This is a genomic window from Streptomyces sp. NPDC047869 (assembly GCF_040704065.1).
Classification (GTDB): Bacteria; Actinomycetota; Actinomycetes; order Streptomycetales; family Streptomycetaceae; genus Streptomyces.
Window position 1 is genome coordinate 1 of the sequence record NZ_JBEYRK010000006.1, and the last position, 17,199, is coordinate 17,199.

Sequence of the window (17,199 nt, forward strand, 5' to 3'; positions counted from 1 at the left end):
CTCAAGGAACGGTCGCTTCCTTTGTACTCACCCTCTCGGGCTTTCCTCCGGGCGCTTCCCTTCGGTCTTGCGTTTCCGACTCTATCAGATCTTTTTTCGATCCGATTTCCTCGGTGCTTTCCAGGTTCCCGCTCTCGCGTTTCCCTTTCCGGCGGTTCCGACTTTATCAGAAGTTCTCGGCCGGTCTGACCGGCTGCTCATTTCTGAATAATTCGGAGGCGTGCTTCTCTCGATCGCGTCCGCGACTCTTGGGAAGCAGTAGATTCTAAACGATCGGCCCCGAACCTGTCCAGTTCTAGGCAACTGTTTGAATCTACCTCCCCGCTCCAGCCGTGTCAACAGCTCTTGCGGGGCGAAGGAGACACTAGCAGCTCAGAGACCGTGGATGCACATCAGGCGGCCGTCGGCACGGTGGCGCTGCGTTCGGCCGCCTCGATGTCGCCCGTCTCACCGGCCCGCACGGCGCGGCCGCCCAGGACGAAGACGTACGCCAGGAATGTCAGCTCGGCCGCGATCCCGATGCCGATACGAGCCCAGGTGGGCAGGCCGGACGGCGTGACGAAGCCTTCGATGGCGCCGGAGACGAAGAGGACGAGGGCGAGGCCGATGGCCATGCCGACCGCGGCTCGGCCCTCTTCGGCGAGCGCGACACGGCGACTGCGCGGCCCCGGGTCGATGAGGGTCCAGCCGAGGCGCAGACCGGTGCCGGCGGCGACGAAGACCGCGGTCAGTTCGAGCAGGCCGTGCGGGAGGATCAGGCCCAGGAACGTGTCGAGACGGCCGGCGGACGACATCAGACCGAAGCCGACGCCCAGGTTGAGCATGTTCTCGAAGAGGATGAAGAGCACGGGCAGGCCCAGGAAGATGCCCAGGACCAGGCACATCGCCGCCGCTTGGGCGTTGTTCGTCCAGACCTGGGCCGCGAAGGACGCCGCGGGATGGCTCGAGTAGTAGGTCTCGTACTCGCCGCCGGGGCGGGTCAGCTCCCGCAGCTGGCTGGGGGCCGCGATGGTGGACTGCACCTCCGGGTGGGTGCCTATCCACCACCCCAGAAGGATCGCGACCGCGGTGGAGACGAGCGCGGTGGGCACCCACCAGCGACGCGCGCGATAGACCGCGGCGGGGAATCCCTGGCCCAGGAACCGCGTAACGTCCCGCCACGAGGCGCGGCGGGTGCCGGTCACGGCGCTGCGCGCGCGTGCCACCAGTTGGCTGAGCCGGCCCGTCAGCTGAGGGTCCGGCGCGCTGGACTGAATGAGGGAGAGGTGGGTGGCGGTGCGCTGGTAGAGGGCGACGAGCTCGTCCGCCTCGGTTCCGGTGAGGCGGCGCCGCCGGCGGAGCAGGGCGTCGAGGCGGTCCCATTCGGCGCGGTGTGCGGAGACGAAGACGTCCAGGTCCATGGGGTCTGCCTGCTCCTCGGCTGGTCGTCCGCTGCTCGTCGTGCACTCTTATTGCCGTCAGCTTGTCGTACTGCGGCGCGATGCGCCCTCAGCTTGGCAGACTTGCGGTTCACGGGGCAGGCCAGGGGAAGGACGACGGGCGTGAGTGAGCTGGTGACCGGCGAGGCGGTGGCGCTCGAATTGCGGCCCGCGAAGCTCCCGAGCAGGGCGTTGGCGGTGCTGCTCGATCTGGTCGTGGCCGTGCTCGTGTACATCGGCGTGACTCTGGCGCTGGTGGCTGCGACCTCGTCGCTCGACGAGGCCGCTCAGGTCGCGCTGTCGATCGCCACCTTCCTGCTGGTGCTGGTCGGTGGGCCGATCGCGGTGGAGACGCTCAGTCACGGCCGTTCGCTGGGGAAGCTGGTGTTCGGGCTGCGTGTGGTACGGGACGACGGTGGCCCCGTCCGGTTCCGGCACGCGTTGGTGCGGGGCGCCATCGGTGTGGTCGAGATCCTGATGACGTTCGGGGTGGTGGCCTGTATCGCCTCGCTGGTGTCGGCGCGGGGGCGGCGGCTCGGCGACGTGTTCGCGGGCACCCTGGTCGTGCGCGAGCGGATTCCGGCCGGGCAGACCGGTCAGGTGCCTCCGCCGCCACCGTGGCTCGCGGGGCGGTTCGCCGAGCTGGATCTGTCGGCCGTACCGGACGGGCTGTGGCTCGCGATCCGGCAGTACCTGACGCGGATGCAGCAGCTGGATCCGCGGGTCTCCTGGGAGATGGCGCAGCGGCTTGCGGCGGACGTCGCGGCTCGCACGGGGGCATTTGTGCCGCACGGCGAGCACCCGGCGGCCTTCCTGGCCGCCGTGGTCCAGGAGAGGCAGTCGCGCGAGGCCCGGCGGGCGTTCGGCGGGGGCGGGTCCGTCCCGGCGGCGGGCTCGTCCGCTCCCGTTGCCCCCGGAGCGCCCGCGCAGCCTGTGGGGCCCTCGGCGGTCGGGGGCGGTGCGTCCGGTGGCTACCCTCCGCCGTTGCCCCAGCCGCCCGCGCCGTACACGTATCAGTCCCCGGCCGCTGGTCAGCCGCAGGATCCCGTGGCTCCCTCCGCGCCGTCCGCCCGGGTGCGCCCGGACGAACCGACGGCCGACCGTCCCGCCACCGGATTCGCGCCGCCGGCCTGAGACGGCGGCGGCCGCTCAGCCGAATACGGACGGCGGTGACTGGAGGTCCTCCAGCTCGATCCCGGGCGCGGACAGGACCACGTCCCCGGCGATGTGCACGGTGTGCAGTTCGCCTGTGTCCAGGGCGGTGACCTGGTATTCGTCCACGGTCAGAGGGCCGTTGTCAGTGGCGTGTGCTTCGCTTCTCACCAAGGTCCAGGACTGGTCCACGGTGCGGGGGGCGAGGACCGGGTCGGTGAAGGCCACGAGGCGCACGCGGGTCGCTGAGGAGGGGGTGAGGCGCAGGAGACGGGCGGTGGCGACGAGAAACGCGGGGGACGTGCCGGTGAAGGCGTGGGCGCGCACATTGCCTTCGGTGGCATGCGTTCCGGTGGCGTCGGTGCGGACCCAGGTGACGCCGTCGAGGGCGGCGCCTCGCACCTGCCAGCCACCTGTGTGCAGTTCGAGGCGGATGGGGCGGCCGAGGTCGTCCAGGGCGAGATCGACCGAGCCGCGGTGATCGCCGGCGGGGGTGGTCAGCTGGGAGACGTAGCGCCAGCCGGAGGGGCCGGGAGCGCACTGGAAGTGCTCTTCCGCGAAGGGGGTGTGATCGTGCGGATCGTGGAGCGAATATCGGCCGCGTGGCATGGGGGTCCTGGGTCTTGACGGGCCGGCGGTCCGGCCTACGGCTGCTGGTCCGGTCCTGGGCCAAAGGGGCAGGCCCCCGGCACGGGGGTGCGGGGGCCTGCCTCTGTGGATCTGCGGACCTGCTGCCGGGGAGCGCGGCGGTGCACCGGTGTGCTCCCCGGCGGCGGGGCTGCGGACTCAGTAGCGGTAGTGGTCCGACTTGTACGGGCCCTCGACCTCCACGCCGATGTACGAGGCCTGCTCGGGGCGCAGCTTGGTGAGCTTCACGCCGAGCGCGTCCAGGTGGAGGCGGGCGACCTTCTCGTCGAGGTGCTTGGGCAGCACGTAGACGCCGGTCGGGTACTCGTCGGGCTTGGTGAACAGCTCGATCTGGGCCAGGGTCTGGTCCGCGAAGGAGTTGGACATCACGAACGACGGGTGGCCGGTGGCGTTGCCCAGGTTCAGCAGGCGGCCCTCGGAGAGCACGATGAGGACCTTGCCCTCGGGGAACTTCCAGGTGTGGACCTGCGGCTTGACCTCGTCCTTGACGATGCCGGGGATCTGGGCGAGGCCGGCCATGTCGATCTCGTTGTCGAAGTGGCCGATGTTGCCGACGATCGCCTGGTGCTTCATCTTCGCCATGTCCGACGCGAGGATGATGTCCTTGTTGCCGGTGGTGGTGATGAAGATGTCGGCGGTCTCGACGACCTCGTCCAGCGTGGTGACCTGGTAGCCGTCCATCGCCGCCTGCAGGGCGCAGATCGGGTCGATCTCGGTGATGATCACGCGGGCGCCCTGGCCGCGCAGGGACTCCGCGCAGCCCTTGCCCACGTCGCCGTAGCCGCAGACGACGGCGGTCTTGCCGCCGATGAGGACGTCGGTGGCGCGGTTGATGCCGTCGACCAGGGAGTGGCGGCAGCCGTACTTGTTGTCGAACTTCGACTTGGTGACGGCGTCGTTGACGTTGATCGCCGGGAAGAGGAGGACGCCGTCGCGCTGCATCTCGTACAGGCGGTGCACGCCGGTGGTGGTCTCCTCGGTGACGCCGCGGATCTCCGAGGCGAGCTGGGTCCACTTCTGGGGGTTCTCGCCCAGGGTGCGGTGCAGCAGCTGGAGGATCACGCGGTGCTCGTCGGACTCGGCGGTCTCCAGGGCGGGGACCTTGCCGTCCTTCTCGTACTCGACGCCCTTGTGGACGAGGAGGGTGGCGTCGCCGCCGTCGTCGAGGATCATGTTCGGGCCGCCGGTGGCGCTGTCAGGCCAGGTCAGCGCCTGCTCGGTGCACCACCAGTACTCCTCCAGGGTCTCGCCCTTCCAGGCGAAGACCGGGACGCCCTGCGGATTGTCGGGCGTGCCGTTCGGGCCGACGGCGATGGCGGCGGCCGCGTGGTCCTGGGTGGAGAAGATGTTGCAGGAGGCCCAGCGGACCCGGGCGCCGAGGGCGACCAGGGTCTCGATGAGGACGGCGGTCTGCACGGTCATGTGCAGGGAGCCGGTGACGCGGGCGCCGGCGAGAGGCTGGGCCTCGGCGTATTCCTTGCGGAGCGCCATCAGGCCCGGCATCTCGTGCTCGGCGAGGGTGATCTCCTTGCGGCCGAACTCGGCCAGGGAGAGGTCGGCGACCTTGAAGTCCTGTCGGTTGTCGACAGTCGTCATTGCGAGCTGCTCCTCGGGGTTGGGTCGAGGTGGGTACGGCTGGTCTGCGCGGCGGCGGACGCACGGGTGCCCGAGAAGAGGACACAGGCATGCCCACGTACGCGCAGCGCAGTCCGTCGGAGGCCCTCTCTCCCTCGGCCGGTCCGCTGCGGGACCGCCCGACCGCCATCAGCAGCGACGTCTGGCTCCGTCCCAAGCTACACCGGGAGACAGGGAGGCCCCCAGTCCGTCTTCGAAGAGTTCCCGCCGTCCGGGGAGTGAACGGGGGCATTCCCCTTGTGGGGCGGCCCCGGTCGCCTTGTGGGGCGGCCCCGGTCGCCGTGTCGGGAATCAGTGGCCGGCGGCGTGCGGGGTGGGGCCGCCCGGGGTCGCCTCGGGGTCGGGGCCCTTGGCGGCCTCGGCCTCGCTGTAGATGTCGGGTTCCAGGTAGATCACGCGGGCGATGGGCACGGCGGCCCGGATGCGGGCCTCGGCCGCGTTGATGGCGTTGGCCACCTCGGTGGCCGTGTCGTCGTGCCGGACGGCGATCTTGGCGGCGATCAGCAGTTCCTCGGGGCCGAGGTGGAGCGTGCGCATGTGGATGACGCCGGTGACGGTGTCGCCGTCGACGATCGCGGCCTCGACCTTCTTGACCTCTTCGATGCCGGCGGCCTCGCCGAGCAGCAGCGACTTGGTCTCGGCGGCGAGCACGAGGGCGATGGAGACCAGCAGGACACCGATGCAGACGGTGCCGATGCCGTCCCAGACGCCGTCGCCGGTGAGCAGGGCCAGGCCGACGCCGCCGAGGGCGAGGACCAGACCGATGAGCGCGCCGAAGTCCTCGAGGAGGACGACGGGCAGTTCGGGGGCCTTGGCACGGCGGATGAACTGCGACCAGGACAGCTTGCCGCGCAGCTCGTTGGACTCCTTTATGGCCGTGCGGAAGGAGAAGCCCTCGGCGATGATCGCGAAGAGCAGGACCCCCACCGGCCAGTACCAGTGCTCGACCTGGTGCGGGTGGGTGATCTTCTCGTAGCCCTCGTAGATGGCGAACATGCCGCCGATGGAGAACAGGACGATCGAGACGAGGAACGCGTAGATGTAGCGCTCGCGGCCGTAGCCGAAGGGGTGCTGGGGGGTCGCCTCGCGCTGTGCCTTCTTGCCGCCGATCAGCAGCAGGAACTGGTTGCCGGAGTCGGCGACCGAGTGGACACCCTCGGCGAGCATCGAGGACGAGCCGCTGAACGCGAACGCCACGAACTTCGATGCCGCGATCGCGAGATTGGCGCCGAGTGCCGCCACGATCGCCCTGGTACCGCCTGACGCGCTCATGTGTCCGCGTTGTCCCTTCGCCTTCGTCCGTCTACGCCGTCCAGGCGTGTACCCGACTTTGCCCGTACTTTGCCGGGGGGCCATTCTTGCAGCCCGTCCGGGTGGCGGCGCTTCAGGTGTCCACAGTCCCGGTCATACGATCACAGTGGCACGGAAGACCGTGCCCGCTCCGGACACCTCGGCCTTCTCCCCCGCCGGGACGAAGACCGACTGGCCGGGGGCCAACTCGTGCTCACCGGCCTGGACGGACCCGGCGGTGCAGAGCAGGATCTGCGGGGTGTCGACGGTGAGGTCGTGGGCGGTGCCGCCCTCGGACAGGGCGTACCGGGAGAGCCGGAACTCGTCGATCGGGGTCTCGTAGACCTCCTCGCCGTCCGGGGAGGCCTCGGGGCGCAGCACGCCCGGGTCGCCCGCCTCGAAGCGGACGACGCGCAGCAGTTCGGGGACGTCGACGTGCTTGGGGGTCAGGCCGCAGCGCAGGACGTTGTCGGAGTTGGCCATGATCTCGACACCGAGGCCGTCGAGATAGGCGTGCGGGATGCCGGCGCCGAGGAACAGCGCCTCGCCGGGCTGCAGGCGGACGTGGTTGAGGAGCATGGCCGCGATGACGCCGGGGTCGCCCGGGTAGTGGTGGGCGAGGCCGGCGTAGGGGGCGTAGTCGCCGCCGAGGCGGGTGCAGGCGGCGGTGGCCTCGGCGACCGTGTGCGCCATTTCCCGCGGGTCGGCGCTGAGGACGGCGGTGAGGACCTCCCGCAGGGCCGCGTCCTCGGGGTGCGCGCGCAGCAGGTCGACGTACGGCTTCAGGGAGTCGACGCCGAGCCCTTCGAGCAGGCCGGCCGCCTCGGCCGGGTCACGGAACCCGCACAGGCCGTCGAACTCGGTGAGCGCGCAGAGCAGTTCGGGCTTGTGGTTGGCGTCCTTGTAGTTGCGGTGCGGGGCGTCGAGGGGGACGCCGCGCCGCTCCTCGTCGGCGAAGCCCTCCCTGGCCTGCTCCAGGTCGGGGTGCACCTGGAGGGAGAGGGGCGCGCCGGCGGCGAGGATCTTGAGCAGGAACGGCAGCCGTGGGCCGAACTTCGCGACCGCCGCGGCGCCCAGTTCGCGCTCGGGTCCGGCGTCGATCACCTCGACGAGCGTCCCGCGCGCGGTGCGTGAGGGAGCGCCCGGATGGGCGCCCATCCACATCTCCGCCTGCGGTTCGCCGCTCGGCTCGACGCCCAGGAGGTGCGGGATGGCGGTGGTGGAACCCCAGGCGTAGGGGCGGACGGTGTTGTCGAGGCGGTCCATGTGGTTTCTCTGTCTCCGTACGTACGCTGCTCGGCCGGCGCCGGCGCCGGGTGGTGTGCCGGTGCCGGTCGGTGTTCCGGTGGTGGGGCGCGGGCCGGTCGGCCCGGGCGGGCCCGGGTGCGACGCCCTGAGCAAGATCAGGCCCCGGAAGCGAGCGCCAGGTAAACGGCGGCGAAATCCGTGACGGCGATCAGTTCCGCGAGGGCCTCCAGTTCGTCGCCCTCGTCCGGTTCGAGTTCGCTGATCGGCGTGTCGTGGCTGAGCGCCAGGTCGCGGGCGGCGGGGGCGGCGGTGAGGCCGCCGATCGGGCGGTCGCGGAGCAGCACCACGCGCGCGTGCATCGCGGGCGGCTCCTCCACACGGTCGCGGAAGAAGTCGTCCGGGTCGGCGCTGGCCGCGAGCGGGCCGGCCAGCAGGGCGCTGTGCGCGGCGAGCGCCTCGGGGAGTTCGGCGACGAGGGCGGGGCGGCCGGCGAGTTCGGCGAGAGCGGCGGCGAACCGGCGGCCGGCGGGGCCGGTCGCGGGGCCCTCCGTCCACACGACGGGCAGCGCGTCGGCGAGTTCGGCGGCGAGGGTCTTGGCCGGGTTGCTGTAGGCCGCGATGGCCGGGCCGCAGCGCTCGGCGATGTGGTCCAGGCGGTCGGCGACCTTCTCCAGGGCGTCCGGCGCCGCGCTCAGCAGACCGATGCGGTCCAGCAGCGCGAGCAGCGGGGTGAACATGGCCCAGAAGACGCCCGGGGAGGACGCGGCGAGGGGTTCTTCCTGGTCGTAGGGCGCCGTCGCCATCGGTACGAACATTCCGTGTGCCGCGGCGATCGCCTCGGCGAGCGGGGTGTGGGCCGGGGCGACGGCGACCACCGAGCAGCCTCGGCGGTAGGCCTGCTCGGCGAGCAGGGAGAGGCTGGGTTCGGTGCCGTCCGGGGTGGCGATGAGCAGCAGGTCGACGGAGCCGACCCAGCCCGGGATCTCCCAGCGCAGGGCGCCGGCGGCGGGGGCGACGCCGGTGGGGGCCAGCCGGATGACGGGGCTGCCGGGGCCGGCCAGGGTGCCGAGCAGGTCGGCGGTGTGGGTGGCGGCGGCTCCGGGGCCCGCGATCAGTACGGCGCGGGGGCGGCCGTCGGGCTTGAGCTCGGCCACACCGGCCTCGGTGGCGTGCCGGACGGCGGTGCGTACGCGGGCGCCGGCCTCCGCCGCGCCGCGGAGGAGGCCGCGGGTGTCGGCGTCGGCGAGGCCGTCCGGGCTGTCGAGCAGCGATTCGTCGAGCATGGGCAACAGTCTCCGATCGCCGGGGTCCTGTGCGGGGTTCGAACGCGGGGGTGGGCGCCTCGTCGGTGCGCGGCGGTGACGCCGCGGTGCACGCGGGACGGGGAGCGCCTCGGGTTACGCGGGGCGGCGGGCCTCGTCGACGAGCAGGACCGGGATGCCGTCGCGGACCGGGTATGCCAGGCCGCAGTCCTGACCGGTGCAGATCAGCTCGGTGTCCTGCTCCTTGAGGGGGGCGTGACAGGCGGGGCAGGCGAGGATCTCCAGAAGGCCGGCTTCGAGCGGCATGAGGGTGTCCCTTCGGGGCGGAAGTTCTATTGCCGATGTGCTGGTCAGCGTACCGCTGGTGGCGGGGTCGGGCCGGGCCTGCGGGTGCGGCCGGAGGCGCGCTGCCCGCTGGGCCCCGGTTTGCCCGCCCCGGTGCGGGGCGGGCGGGTGGCTCAGGCCCTGATGATCGCCAGGGCCTCGTCGCGGATCCTGGTCATCGTCGCCTCGTCCTCGGCCTCCGCGTTCAGGCGCAGCAGCGGCTCGGTGTTGGACGGGCGGACGTTGAACCACCAGTCGGCGGCGGAGACCGTGAGGCCGTCGAGGTCGTCGAGGGTGATGCCCGGGCGGCCCTCGTAGGCGGCGCGGATCGCGGCGAGACGGGCGGCCTGGTCGGCGACGGTGGAGTTGATCTCGCCGGAGCCCGCGTAGCGGTCGTACTGGGCGGTCAGGGCGGACAGGGGGCCGTCCTGCCCCCCGAGGGCCGCGAGGACGTGGAGAGCGGCCAGCATGCCCGTGTCGGCGTTCCAGAAGTCCTTGAAGTAGTAGTGGGCGGAGTGCTCGCCGCCGAAGATAGCGCCGGAGCGGGCCATCTCGGCCTTGATGAAGGAGTGCCCGACGCGGGTGCGGACCGGGGTGCCGCCGTTCTCCTTCACCACCTCGGAGACGGTGCGGGACGTGATCAGGTTGTGGATGACGGTGCCCTTGCCGCCGGTGCGGGCCAGTTCGCGCGCCGCGACCAGCGCGGTGATCGCGGACGGGGAGACGGGGTCGCCGTTCTCGTCCACGACGAAGCAGCGGTCGGCGTCGCCGTCGAAGGCGATGCCCAGGTCGGCGCCCTCCGCCGGGACCCGCTTCTGCAGGTCCACGATGTTGGCCGGGTCGAGGGGGTTGGCCTCGTGGTTCGGGAAGGTGCCGTCCAGTTCGAAGTACATCGGCACGAGGGTCAGGGGCAGGCCGGCGAAGACCGTGGGGACCGTGTGGCCGCCCATGCCGTTGCCGGCGTCGACGACGACCTTCAGGGGGCGGACGGCGCTGAGGTCGACGAGGGAGCGGAGGTGGGCCGCGTAATCCTCCAACGTCTCGCGCGTGGTGAGGGTTCCCGGCTCGGCGGCCGGCTCCGGAGCGCCCGACTCCAGCCATCGCTCGACGAGTTCGCGGATCTGCGTCAGGCCCGTGTCCTGACCGACCGGTGCGGCGCCCGCGCGGCACATCTTGATGCCGTTGTACTGCGCCGGGTTGTGGGAGGCCGTGAACATCGCACCCGGGAGGTTCAGCGCGCCCGAGGCGTAGTACAGCTGGTCCGTCGAGCACAGGCCGATCTCGGTGACGTCCACCCCGCGTTCGGCGGCGCCGCGCGCGAAGGCGCGGGACAGGCCGGGGGACGAGGGGCGCATGTCGTGACCGACGACGATGGCCGTCGCTTCCGTCACCTCGGCGAAGGCGGCGCCGAAGAGGGCGGCCAGCGGCTCGTCCCACTGGTCCGGGACCACTCCGCGTACGTCGTACGCCTTCACGATCTGCGACAGATCAGCAGCCACGGCCAACCCTCCTGAAGTCCTATGGGTGCCCACAAACTACCCGTCGGGGGTGAGAGGCAGGTGTGCGGACACCCAGCGGACGGACAAGCGGACGGACAAGTGGACGGCGAGGGACGAGCAAATGGACTCGCGGGCCGTCCGGGTGGGTGCGGGATCGGTTCTCCGCGGATGCGGACTCAGTTGTCCGGTGAGCGCAGGATGCGCAGATGCCCGCGGCGGGCGACTTCCATGGGGTCCGGGGTACGGGCCCCGCCGCCGCCCGCCTCGGCCGCCCGCTGCTGGGGGCGGGCCGCCTCGCGCACGGCGTTGGCGAGGGCTTCGAGGTCGTCCCCACTGGGCCGCGCGGGCGCGGAGCCGTCGAGGAGACGGACGACCTCCCAGCCGCGGGGCGCGGTGAGGCGCTCGGAGTGCTCGGCGCACAGGTCGTAGCAGTGGGGTTCGGCGTAGGTGGCGAGCGGGCCGAGGACCGCGGTCGAGTCGGCGTAGACGTACGTCAGCGTCGCGACGGCGGGTCGGCCGCAGGCGGTGCGCGAACAGCGACGTACAGGGCTCACGACGATGGACGGTACCGCACTCTTGAGCGGGCCGCGACGACTCTCCTCCAGGTCACGCCACCGTGTCGGACTGTGAGCCGCCCCACAGGCACCTCTCAACGGGCCTTGCTGACCTGCGGGGACGGGGACGTGCGGGGTCCCGGGCGGGAAGGCCCTCGGTCACGAGGCGGCACAAACTCCGTCAATTGCCTTGAGTTGACCGGTCTTGGATGGTTACGGAAACGAGCCAGACCTTGGCTGGAATGGTCAACTTCTGACACGCCCTGTGACACGTGTTGTGCCGTGCCCGGGGACACGGAGGGCCGGCGGCCGGTTGCCGCGTGGGGCCGGGCGGGCGGAGCGCGCGGGGACTAGGCTTCTGCGGTGATGGACAACCGTGTACCGCCCCGCGCCACCGGCCCCGGGCCCCGTCGCCGCGATCGTCACGGACGGGGCATGCGTGGGCCGATCGCGCCGCCGCAGGTGCCGCTGGCGGCCAGCAGGGCCGAGGTGTTCGCGGATCTGGTGCAGGACTCCGTGGAACGTCTCGAGCGGCGGTGGCCGCAGTTGGCCGACATGGACTTCCTGGTGCTCGAGGTGCCTCGGCTGGAGAGGCGGGGCACGGACGCCTGGGACGACGAGGCCGTGCCGTTGGGCGGGATCATTCCCGCGCGGGAGGGGCGGCGGGCTCGGGTCGTGGTGTACCGGCGGCCGGTGGAGATCCGCACCAAGGGGCGGGACGAGCGGGCCGCGCTGGTGCATGAGGTCGTGGTGGAGCAGGTGGCGGAGTTGCTGGGGTTGACTCCGGAGACTGTTGATCCTCGGTACGGCGAGGATTAGGCGGGGCGCCCCGAGCTGGATGGACTGGGCCCGGGGCGCCTGGATGCCCCGTGCCTCGGTGAGCGTCGCGGTGTTTCGCTTGCCCGCGCTTGCGGGGTGCCTCCCGAGGCACGCATGCCCGCAGCTATGGCGGGCCGGGAGGCGAGCAGCGGGTTACTTCTGCAGGAGGGACAGGTCCTCTTCTGTTCGGGGAACCGAGACCAGGCCTCGGTCGGTGGGGAGGGTCTGGATGGTGAAGGCGGGGACGCCGGCCGCTGTCGACGCGAGGGTGCGGGCGGCGTAGAGGGGGCCTCCGGAGACGGGTTCCACCGTCAGGGCGTAGGTGCCCTTCAGGCCGGACGGGACGAGGGCCGGGATGTCCTGCGTGGTGCCGGACTTGATCGTGAAGGTCTTCGTGACCGGGGTGCCGCCCTCACTGCCCGCCGAGGCGGTGACCTTGACCGTGGTGGTGGCCGTGGGCGCGGTCAGGGAGAGGGTCGAGGTCTTGCCGCGGTTGTCGGCCGAGGTCGCCCGCTTGCCTACGGGAGCCGTGGCGGGGATGAAGGCCGTCTCCTGCTTGGCTCCCTTGCCCCGGACCACCCGCAGGGCCGCCACCACGGGTACGGACTGGTCGGTGGGCGTGAGCACCAGGGAGCCCGCCTCGCCACGGGTGACGTCGCCGAGGTCGGCGGCGGTCGTCATACCGGCCTTGACGTGCAGCGTCTCGTTCCCGGCCGGGGTGATCAGGCCGTCGGGCGAGGCCAGGCGGACCTTGAGGTCAGCGTCGGTGTCGCCGGGGGTGAAGGCGATCAGCCGGACGTCGGTGGCGTCCTTGGGGATGCCGGGCAGGACCAGGCTGCCGGACGGATCGTCCGCCGCGGCCAGCCAGTCGCCACCCACCTTGTCGTCCAGGGCCTGTACCGCCGCGCCCACCCGGCCGCTGCGCACACTGACGTGCACGGTCAGATCGGTCTGCCGTTCGTCGGTGAGCGTGGAGAGCAGGATCGGCTCGCTCCCGTGCGGCGGGATCGTGAAGCCGTCCGTGACCGAGGACTTGATCGCGCCGTCCTTGCCGTACAGCTCGATGTCGACGACGGCGGCCGAGTCCTCGGGGTTGGTGAGGTGCACGTAGTCGGTGCGGTCGGCGGCCGTGCTGGCGCCCGGGAACCAGAACTCGGTGTCCGGGGCGGTGCAGTTGACGCCCTGCAGTCCGCGGCCCGTGCCCGCCACGACCTCGGTGGTCTCCTGCACGGTCCAGCCGGGCGCGTACTTGCCGTCGGCGGTGCCGACCTGTGCGGGGGTGTCGGCGCCGGAGGTGTCGCCGGTGGCCGGGGTGCCGGGGTTCTTCGGCGTGAGGAGCGGCTTGGCGGGCTTCTTCTCGGCGTCCGCGCCCTTCTTGGATCCGCTCGTGCCGTCCGCCGACTGTTCGGCGGCCGCCTGGAGTTGGGCCTTGCCGCCGCTCGCCGTGCCCTTCGTGACGGGCGTGTACGACGTGTACGAGGTGTCGGCGATGTCGGAGGAGCTCGGCGCGGGGCACAGCAGGCTGGTGCGCTCCACGGGCAGTTCGGCGGCGGCCTTGGCCGGGGCCGCGCCGGATGCGGACGGGGTGTCGAGCGCGGCGAAGGCGGTGACGGCGGCCAGCGCGGTCGTGCAGGCGATCAGGGACAGGGTGGTGCGGTTCACTGCTGGCTCCCGTCGGGGCGCTCGCTGCCGGTGCCGTACTGCTGCTGGGCCGGGTCGTAACCCTGCTGGTACGCCTGCTGGTCGTACGCCTGCTGGTCGGCCGTGCCGCCGTAGGCGTAGGGGTCGTACTGGCCGTCCGGGTAGGGGCCGGGCTGGTACGCCTGCTGGTCGTAGGCCTCGGCGGGGTACTGCCCGGCGTCCTGGTACTGGCCGGTGCCGTAACCGGTGTAGTCGCTTCCCGCGTAGTCCCACTCGCCGTACGCCGGCTGCTGGGGGACGGCCGCCGGGGCCTCCTGCGGAGGTGACGGTACGTCGTCGGGCGCGGGCTGCTCCGGTACGGCGGCCTCCTCCGCCTGGGCGCGCAGCCGGCGGGCACGGCGGCCCTCTCCGGCGGTGGCCTGGGCCGGCAGCGGCTGCTCCTCGGGCAGGTCGTCGTCGATGTCGCGGCGGCGGCCGGGCAGGGCGAGGACGACCAGGACGAGGGCGAGCGCGCCCTGGGCCCAGAGCCAGGCGGTGTGGGTGATCGGGTCGTCGTGCACGACATCCAGCCGGCCGCCGGTGGCGGGCAGTCGGAAGCCCTGCGCCCAGCCGTCGACCGTGGTGCGGGTGAGCGGCTCGCCGTCCAGGGTGGCCGTCCAGCCGTCGGAGGCGGCGTCGGCCAGGCGCAGGACACGGCCGTCGGATCCGGAGGGGACGGTGGTGTGGATCTCCACGGGCCCGGAGGCGACGGACCGGGCGGTGCCGGTGCCGCCCGCGGGCACGATGGTGGCGCGGGAGACCTGCTGGTCGACGCGCCACAGGGCGCTGCCGTCCTGCTGGCTGAGCCGGCTCAGGCCGGGCGTGGCGTCCAGGACGCGGGCGATCTCGCGGGGTGCGCCCTTGTGGACGAGGACGTAGCGCACGGCGAAGCCGCCGAGCTGGCCCGCCTGGTCGGCGCCGGAGCCGGCGACCAGGTTGGCGACGACCTTGTCGAGCCTGGCGTTCTCCCCGTCGGTGGCGGCGAGTTCGGCGTCTCCCATGCGGGCACCGGAGCCGCGGACCAGGCTGTAGCGCACGAGTGCGGTGGAGTCGCTGTCCAAGACCAGGGTTCGGGCCTGGTCGCGGGTGGTGGCGTCCTCGGCGACGAACGCGGGGACCTGCACCGGGTCGCGGCGCTCCAGCGGGCCGTCGGCACCGCCGATCATCCAGCCGGCGGCGACGAGCAGCGGGCCCGCGGCGGAGGCGAAGGCGATCAGGGCGGCGACGGGCTGACGCCAGCCGAAGCTCTGCTCGGCCACGCGCGCGCGTGCTCCGTCGGCGCCGAGCGTCGCGGCGGCCAGCAGGGCGATGCCGTAGACGAGGGTGGCCGGTCCGGCCCACGTGGAGTGGTTGGACAGGACGGCGAAGACGAGACCCACCAGGGCGACCGCCCAGGCGGTGCGGATGCCCAACTGGCGTTCGGAGCGCAGCAGTGCGGCCAGGGCGGCGAGGACGATGCCGATGAGCATCAGGCCGTCGACGGTGCCGGGACCGCCGGGGCCGGCGCCGAGCAGGTCGAGCGCGGAGGCGCTGGAGGCGCCGTACTCCAGGCCCGCTTCCGTGAAGAAGCCGGTCGGGAGCAGCGTCAGCGACCAGGGGGCGAGGACCAGCAGCGGGGTGCCGAGCTGGGCGAGGAAGCGCAGGCCGTGCGCGACGAGGTCGCCGCGGCGCAGGACCAGCACGCCGATGCCGAGGATCAGCGCGAGGGGCCAGACGATCGGGGTGAACGCGGTGGTGATGGTCAGCAGCAGCGCGTACGCCCAGGTGGCGCGCCAGCTGCCGCGCGCGCCGGAGGGATGGGTGAGGCCGCTCGCGGCGATGCCCGCGCGCGCGATGAGCGGCAGCAGCACGGCGAGGACGGCGGTGCCGATGCGGCCGCCGGCCAGGGCGCCGGTGGCGGCCGGCAGGAAGGCGTAGGCGATGGCGGCCCAGGCGCGCAGCAGGCGGGAGGTGACGAGGGGCCGGGAGGCGAAGTAGGCGGTGAGGCCGGCCAGCGGAACCGAGCAGACCAGCAGCACGGTGACGGCGAGTCCGGTGGAGCCGAACAGGATCGAGGCGAGGGTCGCGACGATGGCGAGGTACGGCGGTGCGGCGGCGGTGCCGCCGGCGCCCACCGGGTGCCAGGCGTCCAGGTAGCGGGACCAGAGGTCGCCGGCGCTCGCCGGGGCGGGCAGCAGGGCACCGCCCGCGAGGGCGCCGCCGCCGAGCAGGGCGCGGCAGGCGACGAGGGAGACCAGGAGCAGGGCCAGGAAGAGCACCGGGCCGGGCTTGCGGGCGATCCGCTTCAGCCGGGCGAACTGCTCGATCTCCAGGAAGTCGGCGTCGTCGCCGCCGGGTCCGGACTCCACGGCGCCGCCGTGCCGGCCGGCCGAGGCGGTCTCGCTGTCGGAGCGGTCGGAGAAGTTGCCCGCGACCTGTTCCACGGTGGCGCGGATGGTCGCGCCGGGGGGCGGGAACAGCCGGCGCAGCTCGGTCTTGTCGATCTGGGAGGGGCCGCCGCGGCGGCGGCGGCCGGCGAGGATCCGCTCGGGCCGCAGCAGGGTTCCCAGCAGACCGCGGATCTCGTCGACGGCCTGTCCGGGGACCTTTCCGACGAGGTAGGCGACGGTCCTCAGCAGGGTGCCGAGGACGAGCCGCAGCAGCACCCAGGGCAGTGCGGCCGTGCGGGTGTTGACGAGCAGGGTGTAGATGGCGCCGGCCTTGTCGACCTTGTGCGGGGAGGCGGCGGTGCGGCCCACGCAGTCGACGGTGCGGCGCTCGCGGGAGGCCGCCTCGGCGTGTCGTACGACCGCCTCGGGGACGACGAGGACCCGGTGGCCGGCCGTGTGGGCCCGCCAGCACAGGTCGACGTCGTCGCGCATCAACGGCAGCCGGCGGTCGAATCCGCCGAGCTGTTCGAAGACGTCGCGGCGGATGAGCATGCCGGCGGTGGAGACGGACAGCACGGTGCGGACGTGGTCGTGCTGGCCCTGGTCCTGTTCCCGGCGGTCCAGGCCGGTCCAGCGGCGGCCGGAGTTGGCGATGGAGACGCCGACCTCCAGCAGTTGCCTGCGGTCGTACCAGCCGCGCAGCTTGGGGCCGACGATCGCCACGTCGTCGCGGCCCAGTTCGAGTTCGTTGTCGACGACCCGGAGCAGCTGGGCGAGGGCGTCGGGTTCGGGGGCGCAGTCGTCGTGCAGCAGCCAGAGCCACTGGACGGGCTCGCCGTGCGGCAGTTCCGGCAGGTCGTAGGCGTCGTCGCGCCACGAGCGCGTGACCGGGTCCCAGCCGCTGGGACGCCTGAGGTAGGGCAGCTCGTCGGGGGTGAGGAGGGGGGCGATGCGGCTCGCCTCCTCCACCGCCTGGCCGAAGCCGGTGCGCCGGGCCAGGTGCAGCACACGGTCGTCGCCGAGCGCCTCGGTGACCAGCTGGGCGGAGTCGTCCGCGCTGCCGGTGTCGGCCGCCACCGCGTTCTGGACGGGGCGCTCCTGGCCGAGCAGTCCGGCCAGCGCGTCGGGCAGCCAGCGGGCGCCGTCGTGGGAGACGAGGACCGCGGTCACCACATGACGCGGAAACTCAGGGTGGGCAGCCGGGTCTTGAGCTGCCGTTTGGCTGTGCACGGACATCGAGGTACGGGCCCCGGTTCGATGGACTGCGGTGGACGCCTGTGCCCCGAGGGGACAGCGGAGCG

13 protein-coding genes are annotated in these 17,199 nt (G+C 72.4%); 2 read left to right on the forward strand and 11 right to left on the reverse strand.

Annotation, left to right across the window (positions count from 1 at the left end; translation table 11 throughout):
• Nucleotides 1-392: 392 nt before the first annotated feature.
• Nucleotides 393-1,400, reverse strand: a complete 1,008-nt coding sequence (locus AB0924_RS10040; RefSeq protein WP_358929006.1) for a stage II sporulation protein M — start codon at nucleotides 1,398-1,400, stop codon at nucleotides 393-395.
• A 141-nt stretch (nucleotides 1,401-1,541) separates the two neighbouring features.
• Between AB0924_RS10040 and AB0924_RS10045 the strand changes: the two genes are divergently transcribed.
• Nucleotides 1,542-2,552: an RDD family protein gene (locus AB0924_RS10045; RefSeq protein ID WP_366911125.1), complete on the forward strand. Its 1,011-nt coding sequence runs from the start codon at nucleotides 1,542-1,544 to the stop codon at nucleotides 2,550-2,552.
• A gap of 15 nt (nucleotides 2,553-2,567) precedes the next feature.
• On the opposite strand, the gene AB0924_RS10050 is transcribed toward AB0924_RS10045, so the two are convergent.
• From AB0924_RS10050 to AB0924_RS10085, 8 genes are all read right to left on the reverse strand, one after another.
• Nucleotides 2,568-3,179, reverse strand: coding sequence for a hypothetical protein (locus AB0924_RS10050; RefSeq protein ID WP_366911126.1), 612 nt, complete (start codon nucleotides 3,177-3,179; stop codon nucleotides 2,568-2,570).
• Between the two features lie 177 nt (nucleotides 3,180-3,356).
• Nucleotides 3,357-4,814: an adenosylhomocysteinase gene (ahcY, locus tag AB0924_RS10055; RefSeq protein WP_358929000.1), complete on the reverse strand. Its 1,458-nt coding sequence runs from the start codon at nucleotides 4,812-4,814 to the stop codon at nucleotides 3,357-3,359.
• Between the two features lie 330 nt (nucleotides 4,815-5,144).
• The gene (locus tag AB0924_RS10060) at nucleotides 5,145-6,125 is read right to left on the reverse strand and encodes a cation diffusion facilitator family transporter (RefSeq protein WP_366911127.1); all 981 of its coding nucleotides are present in this window, start codon (nucleotides 6,123-6,125) and stop codon (nucleotides 5,145-5,147) included.
• Nucleotides 6,126-6,257: 132 nt separating this feature from the next.
• Nucleotides 6,258-7,409, reverse strand: coding sequence for a mannose-6-phosphate isomerase, class I (gene manA / locus AB0924_RS10065; RefSeq protein WP_366911128.1), 1,152 nt, complete (start codon nucleotides 7,407-7,409; stop codon nucleotides 6,258-6,260).
• 137 nt (nucleotides 7,410-7,546) lie between these two features.
• Nucleotides 7,547-8,674, reverse strand: coding sequence for an SIS domain-containing protein (locus AB0924_RS10070; RefSeq protein WP_366911129.1), 1,128 nt, complete (start codon nucleotides 8,672-8,674; stop codon nucleotides 7,547-7,549).
• Between the two features lie 114 nt (nucleotides 8,675-8,788).
• Nucleotides 8,789-8,959, reverse strand: coding sequence for a Trm112 family protein (locus AB0924_RS10075; protein ID WP_007382472.1), 171 nt, complete (start codon nucleotides 8,957-8,959; stop codon nucleotides 8,789-8,791).
• Between the two features lie 152 nt (nucleotides 8,960-9,111).
• Complete coding sequence (locus AB0924_RS10080) at nucleotides 9,112-10,476, reverse strand: phosphomannomutase/phosphoglucomutase (protein WP_366911130.1); 1,365 nt, start codon at nucleotides 10,474-10,476, stop codon at nucleotides 9,112-9,114.
• 176 nt (nucleotides 10,477-10,652) lie between these two features.
• On the reverse strand, nucleotides 10,653-11,030 hold the full coding sequence (locus AB0924_RS10085) for a DUF3499 domain-containing protein (RefSeq protein WP_250404864.1): 378 nt from the start codon (nucleotides 11,028-11,030) through the stop codon (nucleotides 10,653-10,655).
• 435 nt (nucleotides 11,031-11,465) lie between these two features.
• On the opposite strand from AB0924_RS10085, the gene AB0924_RS10090 reads away from it, so the two are divergent.
• Nucleotides 11,466-11,849, forward strand: a complete 384-nt coding sequence (locus tag AB0924_RS10090) for a metallopeptidase family protein (RefSeq protein ID WP_358928988.1) — start codon at nucleotides 11,466-11,468, stop codon at nucleotides 11,847-11,849.
• Between the two features lie 153 nt (nucleotides 11,850-12,002).
• On the opposite strand, the gene AB0924_RS10095 is transcribed toward AB0924_RS10090, so the two are convergent.
• The gene (locus AB0924_RS10095; protein WP_358928986.1) at nucleotides 12,003-13,511 is read right to left on the reverse strand and encodes a DUF5719 family protein; all 1,509 of its coding nucleotides are present in this window, start codon (nucleotides 13,509-13,511) and stop codon (nucleotides 12,003-12,005) included.
• Nucleotides 13,508-17,071: a glycosyltransferase gene (locus AB0924_RS10100; protein WP_366911131.1), complete on the reverse strand. Its 3,564-nt coding sequence runs from the start codon at nucleotides 17,069-17,071 to the stop codon at nucleotides 13,508-13,510. Before AB0924_RS10100 ends, AB0924_RS10095 begins: the two co-directional genes overlap by 4 nt.
• Between the last annotated feature and the right edge of the window lie 128 nt (nucleotides 17,072-17,199).

What these genes read in the sequence shown, in the direction of transcription:
- AB0924_RS10040 (WP_358929006.1), bottom strand. Translation starts at nt 1,400, where the DNA reads ATGGACCTGGACGTCTTCGTCTCCGCACACCGCGCCGAATGGGACCGC.
- AB0924_RS10050 (WP_366911126.1), bottom strand. Translation starts at nt 3,179, where the DNA reads ATGCCACGCGGCCGATATTCGCTCCACGATCCGCACGATCACACCCCC.
- ahcY (WP_358929000.1), bottom strand. Translation starts at nt 4,814, where the DNA reads ATGACGACTGTCGACAACCGACAGGACTTCAAGGTCGCCGACCTCTCC.
- AB0924_RS10060 (WP_366911127.1), bottom strand. Translation starts at nt 6,125, where the DNA reads ATGAGCGCGTCAGGCGGTACCAGGGCGATCGTGGCGGCACTCGGCGCC.
- manA (WP_366911128.1), bottom strand. Translation starts at nt 7,409, where the DNA reads ATGGACCGCCTCGACAACACCGTCCGCCCCTACGCCTGGGGTTCCACC.
- AB0924_RS10070 (WP_366911129.1), bottom strand. Translation starts at nt 8,674, where the DNA reads ATGCTCGACGAATCGCTGCTCGACAGCCCGGACGGCCTCGCCGACGCC.
- AB0924_RS10075 (WP_007382472.1), bottom strand. Translation starts at nt 8,959, where the DNA reads ATGCCGCTCGAAGCCGGCCTTCTGGAGATCCTCGCCTGCCCCGCCTGT.
- AB0924_RS10090 (WP_358928988.1), top strand. Translation starts at nt 11,466, where the DNA reads ATGCGTGGGCCGATCGCGCCGCCGCAGGTGCCGCTGGCGGCCAGCAGG.